This is a genomic window from Kitasatospora hibisci (assembly GCF_043950205.1).
GTDB classification, from domain to species: domain Bacteria; phylum Actinomycetota; class Actinomycetes; order Streptomycetales; family Streptomycetaceae; genus Kitasatospora; species Kitasatospora hibisci.
This window is the reverse complement of the sequence record NZ_CP171642.1, coordinates 8082652-8102038: the sequence shown is the minus strand read 5'-3', so window position 1 is coordinate 8102038 and position 19387 is coordinate 8082652. Positions and strand designations below refer to the sequence as shown.

14 protein-coding genes are annotated in these 19387 nt (G+C 73.6%); 9 read left to right on the top strand and 5 right to left on the bottom strand.

Going from position 1 to position 19387, the window contains the following annotated elements:
* Positions 1 to 39 precede the first annotated feature (39 nt).
* Complete coding sequence (locus tag ACF9IK_RS35130; RefSeq protein ID WP_395298105.1) at positions 40 to 3054, top strand: aminotransferase; 3015 nt, start codon at positions 40 to 42, stop codon at positions 3052 to 3054.
* A gap of 76 nt (positions 3055 to 3130) precedes the next feature.
* Here the strand turns inward: ACF9IK_RS35130 and ACF9IK_RS35125 are convergent, their stop codons facing one another.
* The gene (locus tag ACF9IK_RS35125) at positions 3131 to 4126 is read right to left on the bottom strand and encodes an aldo/keto reductase (protein WP_395298104.1); all 996 of its coding nucleotides are present in this window, start codon (positions 4124 to 4126) and stop codon (positions 3131 to 3133) included.
* 430 nt (positions 4127 to 4556) lie between these two features.
* On the opposite strand from ACF9IK_RS35125, the gene ACF9IK_RS35120 reads away from it, so the two are divergent.
* Positions 4557 to 5219, top strand: a complete 663-nt coding sequence (locus ACF9IK_RS35120; RefSeq protein WP_395298103.1) for an RDD family protein — start codon at positions 4557 to 4559, stop codon at positions 5217 to 5219.
* A gap of 453 nt (positions 5220 to 5672) precedes the next feature.
* Here the strand turns inward: ACF9IK_RS35120 and ACF9IK_RS35115 are convergent, their stop codons facing one another.
* The gene (locus ACF9IK_RS35115) at positions 5673 to 6404 is read right to left on the bottom strand and encodes a hypothetical protein (RefSeq protein WP_395298102.1); all 732 of its coding nucleotides are present in this window, start codon (positions 6402 to 6404) and stop codon (positions 5673 to 5675) included.
* 89 nt (positions 6405 to 6493) lie between these two features.
* Positions 6494 to 6685, bottom strand: coding sequence for a hypothetical protein (locus tag ACF9IK_RS35110; RefSeq protein WP_395298101.1), 192 nt, complete (start codon positions 6683 to 6685; stop codon positions 6494 to 6496).
* A gap of 565 nt (positions 6686 to 7250) precedes the next feature.
* On the opposite strand from ACF9IK_RS35110, the gene ACF9IK_RS35105 reads away from it, so the two are divergent.
* On the top strand, positions 7251 to 7877 hold the full coding sequence (locus ACF9IK_RS35105; RefSeq protein ID WP_395298100.1) for a hypothetical protein: 627 nt from the start codon (positions 7251 to 7253) through the stop codon (positions 7875 to 7877).
* An 86-nt stretch (positions 7878 to 7963) separates the two neighbouring features.
* Here ACF9IK_RS35105 and ACF9IK_RS35100 read toward each other — a convergent pair whose 3' ends face one another.
* Positions 7964 to 8965 carry a DMT family transporter gene (locus ACF9IK_RS35100; RefSeq protein ID WP_395298099.1) on the bottom strand — a complete coding sequence of 334 codons (1002 nt, stop codon included), beginning with the start codon at positions 8963 to 8965 and terminating at the stop codon, positions 7964 to 7966.
* Between the two features lie 457 nt (positions 8966 to 9422).
* On the opposite strand from ACF9IK_RS35100, the gene ACF9IK_RS35095 reads away from it, so the two are divergent.
* Positions 9423 to 10844 (top strand): DUF2252 domain-containing protein, encoded by a 1422-nt coding sequence (locus tag ACF9IK_RS35095; protein ID WP_395298098.1) that lies wholly within the window; start codon positions 9423 to 9425, stop codon positions 10842 to 10844.
* A 252-nt stretch (positions 10845 to 11096) separates the two neighbouring features.
* On the top strand, positions 11097 to 11834 hold the full coding sequence (locus ACF9IK_RS35090) for an SDR family oxidoreductase (RefSeq protein ID WP_395298097.1): 738 nt from the start codon (positions 11097 to 11099) through the stop codon (positions 11832 to 11834).
* 113 nt (positions 11835 to 11947) lie between these two features.
* Here the strand turns inward: ACF9IK_RS35090 and ACF9IK_RS35085 are convergent, their stop codons facing one another.
* Positions 11948 to 13324 carry a diacylglycerol/lipid kinase family protein gene (locus ACF9IK_RS35085; protein WP_395298096.1) on the bottom strand — a complete coding sequence of 459 codons (1377 nt, stop codon included), beginning with the start codon at positions 13322 to 13324 and terminating at the stop codon, positions 11948 to 11950.
* 270 nt (positions 13325 to 13594) lie between these two features.
* Between ACF9IK_RS35085 and ACF9IK_RS35080 the strand changes: the two genes are divergently transcribed.
* From ACF9IK_RS35080 to htpG, 4 genes are all read left to right on the top strand, one after another.
* Entirely contained in the window at positions 13595 to 15352 is a 1758-nt protein-coding gene (locus ACF9IK_RS35080) for a SulP family inorganic anion transporter (RefSeq protein ID WP_395298095.1), read from the top strand.
* A gap of 197 nt (positions 15353 to 15549) precedes the next feature.
* Positions 15550 to 15996 (top strand): anthrone oxygenase family protein, encoded by a 447-nt coding sequence (locus ACF9IK_RS35075; protein ID WP_395298094.1) that lies wholly within the window; start codon positions 15550 to 15552, stop codon positions 15994 to 15996.
* A 236-nt stretch (positions 15997 to 16232) separates the two neighbouring features.
* Entirely contained in the window at positions 16233 to 17129 is an 897-nt protein-coding gene (locus ACF9IK_RS35070) for a TIGR03621 family F420-dependent LLM class oxidoreductase (protein ID WP_395298093.1), read from the top strand.
* A 147-nt stretch (positions 17130 to 17276) separates the two neighbouring features.
* Entirely contained in the window at positions 17277 to 19193 is a 1917-nt protein-coding gene (gene htpG / locus ACF9IK_RS35065) for a molecular chaperone HtpG (RefSeq protein WP_395298092.1), read from the top strand.
* Positions 19194 to 19387 lie beyond the last annotated feature (194 nt).

The following is a 19387-nucleotide window of genomic DNA, read 5'->3' as shown; positions in this document are numbered from 1 at the left end:
GCCGACCCGCCGTGCCCGCCCCGGACAAGGACCCTCAGCATGTCCCACGAGCACCCCCACCCCCGCCCCGCCGGCGTCGACTTCTTCGCCCGCAAGGCACTCCCCGCCCCGCGGATCACCGCGGACGACGCCGACCGCATCGCCGCCGAGTCCTTCGGCCTCACCGTCCGCGCGGACCCCCTCGGCAGCCAGCAGGACACCAACTTCCTCCTCCACCACGACGCCGGCGCTCCCGTGGCCGTGCTCAAGATCGCCAACCCGGCGTTCGGCCCCACCGAGATCGAGGCCCAGGACACCGCAGCCGACCTCATCGCCGGCGCCCACCCGGAGCTGCGCGTGGCGACCGTGCTGCGCGACCGAGCCGGAGACCGCCGCAGCGCGACCGTCCCCACCACGGACGGGCCGGTCACCGCTCGGCTGCTGAGGTACCTGCCCGGCGGCGCCCTCTCGGGGCCGCATCACCTCCCTCCCCGCACGGTGGCGGCCATGGGCGCCATCGCCGGCCGGGTCAGCGCCGCACTGCGCGACTTCCGCCACCCCGGCCTGGACCGCGTCCTGCAGTGGGACCCGCAGCACGCGGAGCGCGTGGTCGCCGACCTGGTGCACCACGTCGCCGAGCCGCAGCGGCGCACCGCCGTCGAGGCCGCCGCGGCCGCGGCCTGGGCGGAGCTCGGCGTGGTGGCCGACGGCCTGCCCCGCCAGGCGGTCCACCTCGACCTCACCGACGACAACCTGGTCCGCTCCCCGGAGAGCCCGCTCGGCCTCCCCGACGGGATCATCGACTTCGGCGACCTCACCACCAGCTGGGCAGTGGCGGAGCTCGCCGTCTGCCTCTCCTCCGTGCTGCGCCACCCCGGTGCGGAGCCGCACCACGTCCTGCCCGCGGTGCGCGCCTTCCACGCCCTCCGTCCGCTCTCCGCCGACGAGGCGGCGGCCCTGTGGCCGCTGGTCGTGCTCCGGGCCGCCGCGCTCGTCGTCAGCGGGCGGCAGCAGGCGGCCGTCGACGGCGACAACGCCTACGCCGTCACGGCTCTGGAGGGCGAGTGGCGGATCTTCGAGCAGGCCGTCGCAGTCCCGTCCGCGGTGATGTCGGCCCTGATCGTCGACGCCCTCGGCCTCCCCGTCCGGCCGGCGCCCTCGTTGCCGGTGGGCCGGCCTGTCGTCGCGGGCCTGGCCCCCGCCCGGATCGTGCTGCTCGACCTGTCGACCGAGGCCGACGCGATGGACCACGGCGCCTGGCTGGAGCCGGGCATCGAGGACCGGCTCGCGGCCGCGCTGCTGGCACGCGGCAGCGCCGCCGTGGCCACCCGTTACGGCCAGTCCCGCCTGACCGCCGCCACCCCGCTGACCGCCGAGTCGCCCGCCACCGTGGCCACCGGGGTCGACCTCTGGGTCGGCGCGCCGGCCGAGCTGCGTGCCCCCCGCGACGGCGAACTGGTCGCGGCCTCGCCCGGCCGCGTGGTCCTCACCTGTGGCCTCCACCTGCTCGACCTGTCCTGGACCACCGCCACCCCCGATTGCCCCTCCGCCCCTGCGACACCGACCGCCCCCGACGCACCCGCCGGCTCCCCGCTGAACGCCGGCGACCTGCTGGCATCGCTGCCGGCCCGTACCCGGCTCCGCCTCACCCTGCGGCGCCGGCGCGGCCCCGAGGTGCCGGCGCTGGTCCGGCCCGAGTACGCGGCGGGGTGGCTCGCGCTGACCGCCGACCCCGCCGGGCTGATCGGCCTGCCGGCCGCCGGCGCATCCACCTCGCCCGCCGAGCTCCTCCACCGGCGCGGCGCGGCGTTCGCCACCGTGCAGGAGCACTACTACGACGAGCCGCCGCGGATCGAACGCGGCTGGCGGCACCACCTGGTGTCCACGGACGGCCGGGTCTACCTCGACATGGTCAACAACGTGACGCCGCTCGGCCACGCGCACCCGCGCGTGGAGCGGGCCGTCGCCCGGCAGTTGCGGCGGCTGAACACCAACTCGCGTTTCCACTACGCCTCGGTGGTGGAGTTCACCGAGCGCCTGGCCGCCCTGCTGCCCACCCCGCTCGACACCGTGTTCCTGGTCAACTCGGGCTCCGAGGCGGTCGATCTGGCCCTCCGCCTGGCCATCGGCGCGACCGGCCACCACGACGTGGTCGCCCTGCGCGAGGCCTACCACGGCTGGACGTACGCCTCGGACGCCGTCTCCACCTCGATCGCCGACAACCCCAACGCGCTGAGCAGCCGACCGAGTTGGGTGCACACGGTGGACTCGCCCAACCCGTACCGGGGGCGGCTGCGCGGCGCGGACGCGGTCGGCTACGCGGCCGACGCCGTCCGGGTCGTCGACGAACTCGCCGCCTCCGGCCGGCCCGCCGGCGCCTTCGTCTCCGAGTCCTTCTACGGCAACGCCGGGGCGGTCGCGCTGCCGGACGGGTACCTCCGGCAGGTCTACGCGGCGGTGCGCCGCCACGGCGGCCTCACGATCGCGGACGAGATCCAGGTCGGCTACGGCCGCCTGGGCACCTGGTTCTGGGGCTTCGAGCAGCAGGACGTCGTCCCGGACATCGTCACCGTGGCCAAGGCGATGGGCAACGGGCACCCGCTCGGCGCCGTGATCACCTCCCAGGCCGTCGCCGAGCGCTACCGCGACCAGGGCTACTTCTTCTCCTCCACCGGCGGGAGCCCGGTCTCCAGCGTCGCCGGGCTCACCGTCCTCGACGTCCTGCGCGACGAGGACCTCCAGGGCAACGCCGTCCGGGTCGGCGGCCACCTGCGGGACCGGCTGCGCGCCCTCGCGGACCGGCACGCCCTCATCGGGGCGGTGCACGGCTCCGGCCTCTACCTCGGGGTGGAGCTCGTCCGCGACCGCGACACCCTCGAACCGGCCCCCGAGGAGACCGCGGAGCTCTGCGACCGGATGCTCGAACTCGGCGTCGTCGTCCAGCCGACCGGTGACCACCTGAACGTGCTGAAGATCAAGCCGCCGCTCTGCATCGACCGCCCGGCCGCCGACTTCTTCGCGGACACCCTCGACCGGGCCCTCACCGGACTCACCCCGCGCGGGCGCGGGCGCTGACGGCCGCCGGGGTTGTCCGGGCGGGCCCGGGCACCCCGGCACAGCGCCGCCCCCGTTACGGGGGTCGCACGTGCCGTCAGGCCCAGGGGAGGGACGCGCGGGTGTGCCAGTAGGCCTCGGCGGGCTCGGTGAGCACGGACAGTTCGGTGAGGTCGGCCGGAGTGAGGTCCAGGTCGGCGGCGGCCAGGTTGGAGGCGAGCTGCCCGGCGGTGGCGGCGCCGGAGAGCACGAGGTCCGCCCACGGCTGGGCGGCCACCGCCGCCAGCGCGAGCGCGTCGCAGCTCGCGCCGGTCCGGGCGGCGAGTGCGCGCAGCGCGGCGGTGTCAGGACCGGTCGCGTTGCGGTCGGCGAGACGGCCGTTGGCCATACCCTCCTTCACCACCACCAGCCAGCCCGCCTCGGCGGCCGCCGCGAGGGCCGGCCCGGCGGACGGCTCCAGCAGGTTCCAGGTGGACTGCACCGCGGCGAACAGCGGACGGCCGGCCACCGAGACCTCCAGCGCCGCGCGAACGCTGTCGGCCTGCGCCGGTCCGCTGGTCGAGAGCCCGACCCGGACGCCCTCGGCGGCCAGGCCGGCCAGCCGCTCGTGCAGGGCCGGATCGGTCAGCGCGGGGCTGTCCGGGGTGACGGAGTGCACCAGGTAGACGTCCAGGTGTGTGCCGAGCAGCGCACGGGTCTCCTTGATCTGGCGGTCGAACACCTCCACCGTGTGCTCCTTGACCTCGTGCACCGGCACGCCGGAGGCCCGCCAGTCGGCGGTGTAGGTGTAGCCCCACTTGCTGCCGGCGGTCACCTCTGCGGCGGCCTCGGGCCGGGTGGCGAGCCAGTCGCCGAGGAACTCCTCCGCCCGGCCGTAGGACCGGGCGGTGTCGAAGTAGCGGACCCCGGCGGCGTAGGCCGCGTCGAGCAGGTCGTGGGTGCGCCGGCGCAGCGCCTCGACGGTGCGTTCGGCCGGCAGGTCGAGGTCGCGGCCGAGGGTGATGTAGCCGGGCCGGCCGACCGCGGCGGTGCCCAGTCCGAACCGGGTGAGCGGCGGCCTGGCGGTGGGTCCGGTGGCAGGTGCGGCCGGCATGGCGAGGTCCCTTCGACGGTGCGGGGGCGGGTGCACGCGGAGCACCCGGCGCTTCGTACCCTATCCAGCCGCCCGGGCCTCCGGCGCGGACAGTCGCCCCTCCGGGCTCGGGGCCGACGGACGCGCACCCGGTACCGGCCGGGCCGCCCTTTGCCGAGGCTTAACTCTACAGTCCTGTAGATGTACGCTTCCATCGGCGCAAGGTCTGCCCGACCAGGCCCTGGTGGTGTTCCGTCAGCCCGTGCGGTCGGGGGTCGGAGCCTCCGCGGCCGGGCGGACACCGCTCCCGGAGGCCGACCCGGGCGGCGCCCGACGCGCCGTCGGCCCGCCGTCCGCCGACGAAGGGTCCACCCCCGCCTCGGCCACCGGAAGCGCCACCCGGTAGAACGGGCGGCAACACCTCGTCCGCAACACGGAAGCAGCGCACACCATGAGCAGCAACGATCCCTCGGGGTACGGCTACCCGAGCGGCCAGAACCCCTACGACCAGTCCGGCGGCCACGGCCAGCAGCCCCCGTACGGCCAGAGCCCCTACGGACAGCAGCCGCCGTACGGACAGCAGCCGCAGGACGGCTACGGCACTCCCCCTCCGTACGGCCAGCCTCCGTACGGCCAGCCGCAGGGCGGGTGGCCGCACTGGCTGCCGCCGACCGGCCCCTACGGCAGCGCGCCAATACCGGGCAGCCGACAGCTCGCACCGATCGGCGAGCGGCTGCTGGCCCGGCTGATCGACGTGGCCGTGCTGCTGATCCCGAACATCGTGCTCTTCCTCGCCGTCAAGAACTCCTTCCTGCTCTCCGTCGCCACGGCGCTGCTCGCCTTCGGCTACGAAGCCGTGATGCTGATCACCCAGGGCGGCCAGACGCTCGGCAAGAAGGCCATGCGCCTGCGGGCCGTCGACCTCGGGCACGGTGGCAAGGCGACCGAGAGCGGCTATCTGGCCCGCGCCGCCGTGTACACGCTGCCCGGCGCGGTCTACTGCATCGGCTCGCTGTTCGCCCTGCTGAACGTCCTCTGGCCGCTGTGGGACAAGCCCCTCCAGCAGGCCCTGCACGACAAGGCCGCCAAGACGGTCGTCGTCAAGGAGTCCTGACACCACACACCACCGGAGCCGGCTCCGGCCGGGCGCCGGCCACGCTCGGGGCCGGCACGGACGTGACGGGGCCCGGGAGCGGTATCCAGCTCCCGGGCCCCTGGTGTGCCACCCAATTGCTCTGCACCGGCACGTTTAAGGCCAGGGGTCAATCTCACAACGTCGTGCTTTGCCGTTGAAGCTACCGCGCCGCGGAGAGGCGCAGGCGGGAATCGAACCCGCATCCGACGTTCTCGGCCCCTGACCGGTCGATCCGGCGCTCGGCGGCGAATGCTGAGACTTGAGCGAGAGTCTGAGTTTCACGGGGCTGCCTCTGCCGTGTTGGGCCACCCCGGCACGTGGTGCCGGGGGGAGGACTCGAACCTCCACCTGATCCCCGATGTCAGCTTCAACCTCAGTATCAGCTTGCGCTCTTCGCGCCACCCCCGGTCTCACCCGGGGGCGATCATGGGGCTACCCGAACAGGTAGCCGAACACCGCGTCGCCGATCCGGCGGTCGGTGACCTCCGCACCGTTGGCCTCCTCGCGGGCGAACTGGACGGCCTGCTGGAGCTTCTCGACCCGCTCCAGGAGCTCGTTCACCCGCCGGGCCGGGAGGGCTCCGGAGAACTTCACCGTCGTCCAGTACCCGATGGCGACGTCCTCGTAGTACACCTCGACCTGCGCCGGGTGCTTCTCCGTCGCCTCGGCCTTCACGTGGTTGCGCGGGACCTTCTTGGTGCGGATGGTGCGCACCGCCTCGGTCTTCCACGAGTCGGTGGAGGCGTCGTGGTTCCACGCCTCGGCGGCGTCCAGCACCGGCAGCTTCCGGACGAAGGTCCGCAGGTCCGTCAGCTGCTTCTCCAGGAAGAGCAGGTAGGTGACCGGCGCGCCGGTCACCAGCGTCCGTCCGTCGACCACCACGTCCGCCCGGGCCTCGGTGTTGGCCCAGTCCTTGGTCGCGGTCACGTCGAACAGCCGGGTCAGCGTCGCGGCGGTGGAGCGCAGCACGTCCTCGGCCTTCACCTGCACCCGGGTGGACTCGGGCGGCAGTTGCTCACCCTCCTCGTCCTTGGGCTGGTACGTCCGGGAGATGCCGGCGAGCAGCGCGGGCTTCTGCAGGTCCTGGTGAGCCTGCGTCAGCTCCTGGAACGACTTCGACTTGACGCCCTTTTCGACGGCGATGATCTGGTTCAGCTTTGCCACACCCGGAAGCTATCAGCGCCCCGGTTCGACCGTCACTCGAATTAACTCCTGCCTCCGGCTTCGGCTCCGGAGGCAGGTCCACCCGTACGTCAGTTGCGCCGCGACCGCCACGCGGCGAAGAGGCCGCCGCTCGCACCGGCGACGGCCGACAGCCCGGCCGCCCCGGCCATGGCGTAGACGCCCGCCGAGACGACCAGCAGGAGCAGCAGCACGGCACCGTCGACGAGGTGGCTGCGCTCCGGCACGGAACGGGTGGAGCGGGTACGCGGGTTCAATGCCATAACAGGCCCTCCGGACGGTCGGATCGGAGAAAGGGGACATTCACCAGGATCAGGGGCCTACCGGCGGGGAAGTCCGAAGTTGATCTCCCTTGGCTGGAGTTGAAGTCCACCCGCGTCATCGTTCGAGAACCACAGTGAAGTTGACGGGAGTTGATGTAGCTTGAAGCGCCAACGCCGAAGGGGAACCATTGACCGGCGTCACACTTCCCGATGAGAAGGACCTGCCCCGCGGGCCACTGCGAGAATTCGTCAGCGAGCTGCACACGCTCTACGGACAGGCGGGAAACCACCGCTCAAGCAGATCAGTACCAGGATCCGCGACCAGGACGGCCTGCCTGCCACCGTGAGCCACGAGGGCATCCGCCGGCTGTTGCTCGGAGCAGGCGATCCACGCTGGCCGAGTGTCGTGTCGCTGGTGGCGGCCCTGTTGGCGATGGCCCCGGGTCCAGCGCCGGAGAGCAACGAAGCGACGATCGCGCGAGTCCGCCGGCTCTGGCTACGGGCGTCGCCGGGTGCCGGCCACGAGCCTCACGGCGCACCGGACGCCGAGGGCGAGGCTGAGGCCGTGACCGAGCCCGAGTGCGACGGATTGTTCGACAACATCGTCGCGGTCTACCGCAGTGACCCGGGCGGCCGGGCCGCCGAGTGGGCCTGCAACGGCATCCTGCTTCGGGACGAGGCCATCGCCGCCCCCGCGAGTGCAGCTCCCGACTACGGCTATGTGGTCAAGTGGCAGGGATTCGAGCTCGCCGTCTCCCGGGTCACCTCCTACCCCGACCTTCCGCCAGGCCACGTCGGCGAAGCGGCCTACCCGGCGATCGCCGTCTACCGGCTGCAGGCCCCGACGCATGCGGACGTCCTCTCCTGGTGGAGCTGCAAGGCCGGTGACCGGGTCCGGATCGCAGGGCTGCGCCCGGAGTACGACGGACGCCTCCTCCCGCCGCGCGTGGTCGAAGAGGTCCGGCCTGCGACGGTGCTGGGCAAGCGGGGGCCCTGGTGGGAGCTGCACGTCGACGACCCGGTCGGCGATCCCCCGCAGCTGGGAGCCGCCGTGTTCGACAAGGAGCATCCGTACTTCATCGGCATGGTGGCATCCGTCGGGGACTGGTGGACGAAGCGGTCCGTCCGGGTGGTGTCGGTCCGCGCGGTGGGACACACCGTGGACGCGGCCGTCGACGAGGACAGCGACTGACCGGTGGGTCCCGGGGAACGTGCGGTCGGTTCATTCGTTCCGTCCCGGCCCGCGGCGGGACGGGACGGGACGAGTGGACCGACCCGTCAGCGCCGACGGCGGCGCGTCCCGGCGGGCAGGGCGAGGACGGCCAGCCCGGCGCCGAGCACGGCCAGTCCGCACCAGGACGCCACCGGCAGGCGCTCGCCCAGCACGGCCACCCCGAGGACGGCCGCGACCGCCGGTTCGGCCAGGGTCAGCGTGGTGGCGGTCTGGGCGGTGGTGTGGCGCAGCCCGTGCCCGAAGAGGCGGTAGGCGAGGAAGGTCGTCACCGCGGCCAGGTACCCGGCCACCGCGGCGCCGCGCGGTGAGAGGACCCAGCGCGCGTCGCCGGGCAGCAGCACGGGTAGGACCAGCAGCGCCGCGCCGCCGAACAGCACGCCCATCACCGCGTCCGACGGGTGACCGCGGGCGATCAGCCGGCCGCCGACCAGCGAGTACAGGGCGTAGGAGAGGCCGGCCAGGGCCGCCAGGACGACACCCCCGAGGTCCACGGGCGTACCGCCGCCACCCGCCGACGGTCCAGGGACCAGCGCGGCGCAGCCGGCGACGGCCGCCGCGGTGGCGCAGATCCAGCGGGTGGTCGGCCGGGCCCGCCCGGTGAGCCAGGCCAGCAGGCCGGTCAGGACGGGGGCGCTGCCGAGCGCGATCACGGTGGCCACGGCGACGCCCGTGCGGGCGACGGCCGGGTAGAACGTCACCGGGTAGCCGGCCACCGCCAGTGCCCCCAGCAGGAGGAGTCGACGTTCGGTGCCGGTGCACCGCTTCGGCAGCGTGCGGGCCCCGGGTGCGGAGAGGAACAGCAGCAGGCCGCCGAGGGCCAGCCCGGCCGCGCCGACGGCGGCGGCCGGGACACCGGACGGGGCCAGCGAGCCGACCGTCCCGGTGGTGCCCCAGAGCAGGGCGGCGAAGACCACCGCCGGCGGTCCGCCGAGGGAGCGGCGGGCGCTCTCGCGGGAGGGGGGCGTCCCGCCGGGGGCGGGGTGGGTGCTCGGGCGTGCGGGGGCGTCGGAGCAGGCGGGTGCCCGGGTGGGGACGTGGTGGGACACAGGTGTGAACTTCCGTTGTCGAGACCGTCGATGGGATCTGGCTTCGCAACGGGCGCACGGTACCGGCCCGGGACGCCGCAGCGGGGCGTCCGGCGTCGCGGGAGGGGCCGCCGCCTCAGGAGGTCGGCCGGGCTCGCGGGTCGAGCCGTCGGCGGGTGCGCCCGCTCAGGCGCCGAGCGGTGGCAGGACGACGTGCCAGTAGGAGTTCACCCGACGAGCGTACCCGCCCGGGTCAAGGCATCGGCGGCCGGCGGCACGATCCGGGGACGCTTGGTGGCACGGTGCCGGGCGCCCGGCCCGGCGGCTGCCCCCGCGCCCCCGCGCCCCGGCAGCCCCGGCAGGCCGGATCGGCCCGCCGCGGCGATGATCGAAGGAAGGTGGGCGACCCCGCCCCCGGGCCTCCCGCCCGTCGGGGCTCCGTCGGCCCGGCCGGCCAGCACTGACCAGGAGGTCGTCGATGGGCCAGAAGCAGCCTCGGTCGGCGGAGCACGCCACCCCCGCGGAGCGTGCGGCGTCCGGCCGTGCGGCGCGCCGGACGGCGCCCCGCTCCGCCCACGCCGAGTACCGGCCCGGCCCGCAGCGCCGGGATCCGCTGGCGATCCTGGAGGCCCAGTCGGCCCGGCGGGTGCAGGAGCTGGTCCCGATCCGCTACGGGCGGATGTCCGAGTCCCCGTTCCGCTTCTACCGGGGCGCCGCGGCGATCATGGCGTCCGATCTCGCGGACAGCCCTGACTCCGGGATCCGGGCACAGCTCTGCGGCGACGCCCACATGCTGAACTTCCGGCTCCTGGCATCACCGGAGCGCCAGCTGGTCTTCGACATCAACGACTTCGACGAGACCCTGCCCGGCCCCTGGGAGTGGGACGTGAAGCGGCTGGCGTCCAGCCTGGTGATCGCGGCGCGGGCGAACGGTTTCGAGGACGCGGAGCGCGCGGCCATCGTGGGGGCGACGGTCCGCTCCTACCGGGAGGCGATGCGCCGTTTCGCGGGCATGCACAACCTCGACGTCTGGTACACCCGGATGGACGCCGACCGGCTGCGGGAGCTGGCGGAGGGGCGGGTCTCCCGGCACGGGCTGCGCGGCCTCGACCAGGCGATGGCGAAGGCGCGCACCCGGGACAGCCTGCAGGCCTTCGGGAAGCTCACCGAGGTGGTGGGCGGTCAGGCGCGGATCGCCGCGGACCCCCCGCTGCTGGTCCCGCTCGGTGACTTCCTGCCGACGCTGGAGCAGTCCGCGCTGATGTCGCTCTTCCTGGGACTGGTCGGGCGCTACGGCCGCACCCTCTCCTCGGACCGCCGCCACCTGCTCTCCGGCTACCGGTTGGTGGACGTGGCCCGCAAGGTCGTCGGCGTCGGCAGCGTCGGCACCCGCTGCTGGATCTTCCTGCTGCTCGGCCGGGACGACGACGACCCGCTGTTCCTCCAGGCGAAGGAGGCCGACGAGTCCGTGCTCGCCGCGCACGTCGGCGCGAGCGAGTACCGGAACCAGGGCGAGCGGGTGGTGTCGGGCCAGCGGTTGATGCAGGCGACCAGCGACATCTTCCTCGGCTGGGAGCGGGTCGAGGGCATCGACGGCCGGACCCGGGACTTCTACGTGCGCCAGCTGCGCGACTGGAAGGGCATCGTGGTGGCGGAGGACATGGTGCCGCGCGGGATGCGGGCGTTCGGCGAGCTGTGCGGCACCACGCTCGCCCGGGCCCACGCGCGTTCCGGGGACCGGATCGCCATCGCCGCCTACCTCGGCAAGAGCGACGTCTTCGACCGGGCGCTGGTCCGGTTCGCGGAGTCCTACGCCGACCAGAACGAGCGTGACCACGCCGCCCTGCTGACGGCGATCCGCACGGGCCGTCTGCCGGCCGCGGAGACGGAGGGGGAGTAGGGGCGCGCACGGCGGCCGCGCACTTCTCCTCGCGGTTGCGGTGGGCGTCGGCGCGAAGCGGTCGTGCTGCGCCGTCGGCCGTCGGCGTCGTCCTCCCTCGCCGCGGCTTCCCGGACGGTCCGGCGTTTCTCCGGCACCCTCCGATTGCCAACCGGGGGCTCCTCCACTTAGCCTGAGTCAAGTGGAGGAGCCCCCGCTTTCATTCCGGACCAAGGCGCTGAACTGCGCCTGCCCCGAGAAGGGAACCCGATCGTGTCAGGCATCGAGGGCAAGGTCGTCGCGATCACCGGCGCCAGCAGCGGCATCGGGGAGGCCACGGCCACCCACCTCGCCGAACGGGGCGCCCGCCTGGTGCTCGGAGCCCGGCGGGCGGACCGGCTCGACGCGGTGGTGGACCGGATCACGGAGCAGGGCGGCACGGCCGTCGGGGTCGTCGTCGACGTGACGCGCCGCGACGACCTCAGGCTCCTGACGAACACGGCGCTCGACCACTTCGGCCGACTCGACGTGCTGGTCTCCAACGCCGGCACCATGGCCGTCTCGCCGTTCGACGAACTGCGCCAGGACGACTGGGACGCCATGGTCGCCACCCACGTCACCGGCCTGCTGAACGGCATCGGGGCCGCACTGCCCGTCTTCCGGCGGCAGCGCTCCGGCCAGTTCGTCAACGTCGCCTCCACGGCGGCCTACGTCGTGAAGTCGCCTCAGGCCGTCTACGCGGCCACCAAGACGGCGGTGAAGGTGCTGACCGAGGGGCTGCGGCAGGAGTCGGGACCCGACCTGCGGGTCACCCTGGTCTCGCCGGGGTTCACCAACACGGAGGGCGTGGGCAGGGGCGGGAGCCCCGAGGCGGCGGCCGCCGCCCTCCGGCAGCGCGACGAGATCGCCATGCCCCCCTCCGCCATAGCCTCCGCCATCGGTTACGCGATCGAACAGCCCGACGGCGTGGACATCAGCGAAATCGTCGTCCGGCCCACCGTGCAGGCCTGACATCCTTGGGGCGTCCCGGCGTCCCTGCGTCCCTGCGTCCGGACCCGGCCCGGCGGGCAGGACCGCCAGCGGCACGGACGGACCGTCCCGGGCCGTACCCGGCGCCTCTGTCGTCAGGCGTTCCGCGCCGGGTCGACCGGAGACGTCCCTCCGGCCGGGGGTGTCTGGGCGGTCGGCAGCGGGCGGCCGAGGGCGAGCGCCACGACCCAGCGCCAGTCGGGGCTCTCGCGTGCGACCGGCACGCCCGGCCGGTCCCGCGGGACCAGCACCCGCAGCGCGCCGGGTCGGACCTCGCAGTCGACCGGGGCGGGCAGCGACAGCGCCTCGCCGTCGACGGCCACCGGGAGGGTCGGCCGGTCCGCCAGGACGGTCACCCGGCGCGCCGTGCGGACGTCGAGCCCGGCCGCCCTGGTGCCGCGCAGCGCGAGCTCGGCGGCCTGCGCGGCGCTCTCCACCCGGATGCCGACCACACCGAGGGTGCCGAGGTCCAGCCGGGGCCGGCGGGCGCCGCCGAGCGGCTGCGGCCCGGCGTACGGATTGTTGCTGACGAGCACCGCCTGCGGGGCGGCCAGTCGGGCGTCGTCGGCCCGGACGTCCAGCCGGGCCCCGGAGTAGCCGAGCAGCAGGTCGGGCATCGCGTCGAGCGCGGTGCCGGCCTTGGCGTCGCGGTACTCGGGGCTCTGCACGACCTGCGCGTACACCCCGAAGGAGACGGTGTTGACGAAGGGCCGGCCGCTCACCCGGCCCAGGTCGACCCGCAGTTCCTCGCCGTCGGTGAGCGCGGCCAGGGTGCGGGAGGGGTCGGCGCGGTCCAGGCCGAGGTCCATCGCGAAGTGGTTGCGGGTGCCCGCGGGCAGGACCAGGAAGGGCAGCCCGTGTTCGGCCGCGACCTCCGCCACCAGGGCCTGGGTGCCGTCGCCGCCGGCCACCCCGAGCAGGTCGGCCCCCTTCGCCACCGCCTGGCGGGCGAGTTCGCTGACGTCCTGTCGGACACCCCCGGTGGTGTCCAGCAGGACCACCCGGGCGCCGAGCGCCTCGGCCCGCTCGACGAGACGGAAGCGGCCGACCTTGCCGCCGCCCGAACGCGGGTTCATGATCAGGACCGGCCGGGCCGGGGGCCGGCTCCGGACGGCGCGCATCGGGCGTGGCGGCCGCACCTGACGCAGCGCCCAGCGCGCGCACGCTCCCCCGGCGGTCCAGAGCGCGAGGGCGGCCAGCGCCTCCGTCCAGAGCCCCACCGCGGTGCAGACCGCCAGCACGGCGGCCGGACCGCACACCGCCGACAGCACGCCGAGGGCGCGGACCGCCCCGCGCCGTGACACCGCGAGCCAGAGCCCGGCGGCCGCACCGGCCAGCCCGGCCACCCCGACCACTACCACCAGGAGCGCGCTCGCGCCCGAGGCGGCGGACAGCACCGTGAACGAGCCCGCGACCGCGACGAGGGCCAACCAGGCCAGCACCCGAGCGCGGGAGTACCCCGACGACACCATCTGCGACTCCTTCCTCCTCCCCCGTTCCCGCTCCTCCTTCCCCGATGATGGCCCTTCGGACCGGTCCGAAGGGACCGGACCACACCGCGTCGCGCGATCCCCACCGGTCCCGGCCGGCCCGCCGGCTGCCGGGTCCCGGCTCGCGGCTCCCGGCTCGCGGCTCCCGGCTCGCGGCTTCGCGCCCCGGGCCGGTCTCCGGCGGCCGGGCCGGGCGGGCGACGGAGAGGAGGCCTGATGGCTGCCGATGACCCCGGACAGTGGTGACGCCGCGTGGTACCGACCCTGCCGGGACTCTCACGGCTCCGCCGCTACCGGAGGGACTGGCTGCGGGGCGACCTGGTGGCCGGGGCCACCGTCGCGGCCTACCTCGTGCCGCAGGTCATGGCGTACGCCACTGTGGCCGGGCTGCCGCCGGTCGCCGGGCTCTGGGCGATCCTGCCCGCGATCGCCCTCTACGCCCTGGCCGGCTCCTCCCGCCTGCTGTCGGTGGGACCCGAATCGACGACCGCGCTGATGACCGCCACCGTGGTGGCGCCGATGGCCCACGGCGACGCCGTCCGCTACGCCGAGCTGGCCGCCGCGCTCGCCATCGCGGTCGGCCTGCTCTGCGTACTGGCGCGGCTGGCCCGGCTGGGCTTCGTCGCAGACCTGCTCTCCCAGCCGGTGCTGATCGGCTACCTGGCCGGCGTGGCGCTGATCATGATGGTGGACCAGCTGTCCAAGCTCACCGGCGTGGACGTGAAGGGCGAAGGCTTCCTCCCTCAGTTGTCGTCGTTCCTGTCGAAGCTCTCCGACGTCGACCTGCCCACGCTCGGCTTCAGTGCCGCCACCCTGCTGCTGCTCCTCCTGGTCGCCCGCTTCGCCCCGCGGCTGCCCGGCCCGCTACTGACCGTCATCCTCGGCACGGCGGTCTCGGCGGCGGCATCGCTCGGCGAGCACGGCCTCGCCGTGATCGGCGAGATCCCGGCCGGGCTGCCCCACCCGAAGGTGCCGGACCTCGCCGACCTGCGCGGGCTGGCCCTGCCCGCCCTGGGCATCCTGCTGGTCGGCTACACCGACGTCATCCTCACCGCGCGCGCCTTCGAACCCCCGGACTTCGAACCCACGGGCACCGAACCCACGGGCACCGGGCCGACGGGAACCGGGCGCGCAGGCGGCGAGGCGCGGCTGGACGCCAACCAGGAGCTGCTGGCCCTCGGCGCGGTCAACCTCGGCGCCGGGTTCTTCCAGGGATTCCCGGTGAGCAGCAGCGCGAGCCGGACGGCGCTGGCCCGGTCGGCGGGCGGGCGGAGCCAGGTCTACAGTCTGTCGGCCGGCCTGGCGGTGGTCGCCGTGCTCCTCTTCGTGGGCCCGCTGCTGCGCGACACCCCGGACGCCGTGCTGGGTGCCCTGGTGGTGTACGCCGCGATCCGGATGATCGACGTCACCGGGTTCCGCCGGCTGGCGCACTTCCGCCGCCGCGAACTGCTGCTCGCGGTCGGCTGCCTCGCCGGCGTGCTGGCGCTGGACATCCTGTACGGCGTGCTGGTGGCGGTCGGCCTCTCGGTGGCCGAGTTGCTCAGCCGGGTGGCCCGGCCGCACGACGCCGTACTGGGCGTCGTGCCGGGTCTCGCCGGGATGCACGACGTCGACGACCATCCGCGTGCCCGGACCGTCCCGGGGCTCGTGGTCTACCGGTACGACTCGCCGCTGTTCTTCGCCAACGCCGAGGACTTCCGGCGCCGGGCCCTGGCCGCCGTGGCCGAGCAGCCCGCTCCCGTGCGGTGGTTCGTGCTCAACACCGAGGCCAACGTCGAGGTGGACATCACCGCACTGGACTCGGTGGACGCCCTGCGGCGCGAGCTGGCCGACCGCGGGATCGTGTTCGCGCTGGCCCGGGTCAAGCAGGACCTGCTGGACGACCTCGACGCGTACGGGCTGACCGGGTCGGTCGGCCGAGACCGGATCTTCCCCACGCTGCCGACGGCGGTCGAGGCTTACCACGCCTGGGAGCGGGGGGCGGGGCCCGGTCCCGGCGGGAACGCCTGACGGCAGCCGGGTGGAGGCCCCCGGTGGACGTGACCGGTCCCCGCCCATGCTCCCCTCCCCAGGGGGCCGAGCGGCGACCGGGTGACCTGTGACCCCGGCTCGGAGACCTAGCGCCGCTAGACATTCGATCATCCAAGCACCTAGCATCGGCTCACCACCTAGCGCCGCTAGGTCCACTGTCAGGCTCAGGAGGGAACATGCAGAACGCACTGTCCGTCGTCACCGTGGTGGTCGTCGGTCTGATGGTCGGCGTGGAGTTCGCGGTGGCGGTCTTCGTCAACCCGATCCTCGACCGGCTGCCGGACAATGGCGGGCTCGCCGCCCGCAGCGACGGGGCCCGCATCCTCGGCCGGGTGATGCCCTTCTGGTACATCGGCTCGGTCCTGCTCGGCGCCACCTGGACGGCGACCGCCCGGGGCGACGCAGGGACCGGGCTCGTCGTCACGGCCGCCGGACTCCTGGTCCTGAGCGTGGTGATGTCGATCGCCCTGCTCGTCCCGATCAACTCCCGCGCGGCCCGGTGGACCCGCGACACCGCCCCCGCGGACTGGCGGCAGCAGCTCGGCCGCTGGGACCGTCTCCACTACCTGCGGGTCGCCGTCATCGTCACCGCGTTCGCCCTGCTGGTCGTCGCACTGGCCTGACGCCACCGAACCCCGCGCTCCGCTCCGTACCGCACTCCGCACCGGATTCCACGGCACGGCGGGCAGGAGCCGCCGCGCGGTGGAGCCCGCGGGATCGGCGAACCCGCGCTGCATCCGTCTCGCACCAAAGCTGTGGCGGCGATCATGCGCAGGTGATGGACTGACGGGCGGTGCTTGCCGATCGGGCGCGGGCGCAGCCAGTCCAGTTCACCTTCATCGACACCCGAGGAGCCGTCATGGCCCGCTCGTTCCGCTTCGGCGTCACTCTGCTCACCCCCGCGGCGAGAGACCGGTGGCGCAAGAAGTGCCGCAGGGCGGAGCTGCTCGGATACGACGTGATCACGGTCTCCGACCACCTGGGCAGGCCCGCACCGTTCCCCTCCCTGGTCGCCGCAGCCGAGGCCACCGAGCGGCCCCGGCTCGGTACGTTCGTGCTCGACTCGGGCTTCTGGAACCCGGCGCTGCTCGCGCGCGAGGTCGCCACCACGGACCAGCTCACCGGCGGCCGCCTCGAACTGGGGCTCGGCACCGGCTACATGAAGGCGGAGCACGATGCGGCGGGCCTGCCCTTCGGCACGCCCGGCGAGCGCGTGGACCACCTCCGGCGCACGATCGAGGAGTTGGACAAGCTGTACGGCTCCGGCGACTACGCGCCGCAGCCGCTGCAGCGACCTCGCCCGCCGCTCCTGGTCGGCGGCAACGGAGACCGCGTCCTGAAGCTGACCGCCCGGCATGCCGAGATCGCCGCGTTCACCGGGGGCCGCGCGGACACCGACGGCAGGCCGATCATGCTCACCGCAGCGCAGTTGGAGGAACGCGTCGGCGCGTACCGGCGCTTCGCCGCCGACCGCGCCGAGCCGGCCGAGCTGAACCTCCTGATCTACACGGTCGTGGCCACCAACGACCGCCGGGCCGCCCTGTGGCCGGCCCTCCGCAGCATCCCCTACCTCACCATCCCGGACCTCGCCGAGGACGCGGCCCTCGAACTGCCGACCTTCCTCATCGGCACGGTACGGCAGATGGCCGACCAGCTGCGAGCGCAGCGGGAGCGGTACGGCTTCACGTACATCACCGTCGTGGAGCCCGCCATGGAGGCGTTCGCCCCGGTCATCGAGGAGCTGCGCGGCGAGTGAGCCCCGCCGCCCCGGCGGCCCGCGGACCGACGCGGCCTCAGCAGGCGATCCGTCCGGCCGCCTACCATCTCCCTGTGCGCACGGGTCCGCCCGGACCGCGTGCCGCACCCGTCAACCGTCGTTTTCGTCCCGAAGGGGGACCCCAGAGTGACCAGTAGTGTCGAGACGCTGGAATTCCAGGCCGAGACCCGCCAGTTGCTCCGGTTGGTGATCCACTCGATCTACTCGAACAAGGACATCTTCCTGCGCGAGCTGATCTCGAACGCCTCCGATGCACTGGACAAGCTGCGGCTCGAATCGCTGGCCGACTCCAGCGTTCAGGCCGACACCTCCGACCTGCACATCGCCCTGGAGGTCGACAAGGAGGCCCGCACGCTGACCGTCCGTGACAACGGGATCGGCATGAGCCGGGACGACCTCGTGGACCTGATCGGCACCATCGCCAAGTCCGGCACCGCCGGCCTCCTGGAGAAGATCAAGGAATCCCGGGACGCCGCCACGGCGCAGAGCCTGATCGGCCAGTTCGGCGTCGGCTTCTACTCCGCGTTCATGGTCGCCGACAAGGTGACCCTGCGCACCCGGCGGGCCGGTACCGACTCCGGCACCCAGTGGGAGTCCGACGGCGAGGGCACCTACGAGATCCAGGCCGTCGACGGCCTGCCGGTGGGCACCTCGGTCACCCTGCACCTCAAGCCCGCCGACGGCGAGGACGGCCTGGCCGACTACCTGGCCCCGTGGAAGATCCGCCAGATCGTCAAGCAGTACTCGGACTTCATCCGCTGGCCGATCCGGATGGCCGCGGAGCGCACCGACGCCGAGGGGGACACCGCACCCGCGGTCGACACGCTCAACTCGATGAAGGCGCTGTGGGCCCGGCCGCGCACCGAGGTGACCGAGACCGAGTACCACGAGTTCTACCAGCAGATCAGCCACGACTGGCTCGCCCCCGCCGAGACCATCCACATGCGCGCCGAGGGCACCTTCGAGTACGAGGCGCTGCTGTTCATCCCCTCGCAGGCGCCGTTCGACCTGTTCTCCCGCGAGACCAAGCGCGGCGTGCAGCTGTACGTCAAGCGGGTGTTCATCATGGACGACTGCGAAGCGCTGATGCCGAACTACCTGCGCTTCGTCAAGGGCGTGGTGGACGCCCACGACCTGTCGCTGAACATCTCCCGCGAGATCCTGCAGCACGACCGCCAGATCCGCGCGGTGCGCCGGCGTCTGGTCAAGAAGGTCCTCGGCGCGATCAAGGACATGCAGGCCAAGGACTCCGAGCGCTACGGCAAGCTGTGGGACCAGTTCGGCCGGGTGCTGAAGGAAGGCCTGGTCGAGGACACCGACAACGCGCAGGCGCTGCTGGAGCTGGTGTCGGCCTCCTCCACCCACGACCCGGAGAAGCCCACCACCCTGCGCGGGTACGTCGAGCGGATGAAGGACGGTCAGGACGCGATCTACTACCTGACCGGCGAGACCCGCGCGACGGTGGAGAACTCCCCCCACATGGAGGCCTTCACCGCCAAGGGCTACGAGGTCCTGATCCTCACCGACCCCATCGACGAGATCTGGGCCGACCAGATCCCCGACTTCGACGGGCACCGGCTGCAGTCGATCGCCAAGGGCCAGGTCGACCTCGACGAGCCGGCCGACGGCGACCAGGAGGCCGACCCCGAGAAGACGCAGCGCGAGGCCGACTTCGCCGCCCTGCTGCCGTGGCTGACCACGGCCCTGTCCGAGCAGGTGAAGCAGGTCCGCCTGTCCTCGCGGCTGACCACCTCCGCCGCGTGCATCGTCGGTGACGCCCACGACATCTCGCCGACCCTGGAGAAGATGTACCGGGCGACGGGGCAGCAGATGCCCCCGGTCAAGCGGACCCTGGAACTCAACCCCGGCCACCCCTTGATCACCGCCCTGCGGACGGCGCACGCGGCCAACCCCGACAACCCCTCCCTCACGGAGATCGCCGAGCTGGTGTACGGCGGCGCGCTTCTCGCCGAGGGCGGCGACCTGCCCGACCCGGCCCGGTTCACCCGCCTGCTGACCACCCACCTGGCCCACACCCTGTAGCACCGCCGGGATGCGGCCCGCCGCCGTGGTGCCCCCACCGTCCTCCCGGTCTCCGGGAGGACGGTGGGGCCCGATCGTCAGGTCCGCCGACGCCGAGGGCGGTGCCGGCGGCCATGCCGAGCCCGACGGCCAGCTCGTGCGTGGTGGCCGAAGTGGGCGGGTGCCGGTGCCAGTACGTCGATCCGGCGTCGGGC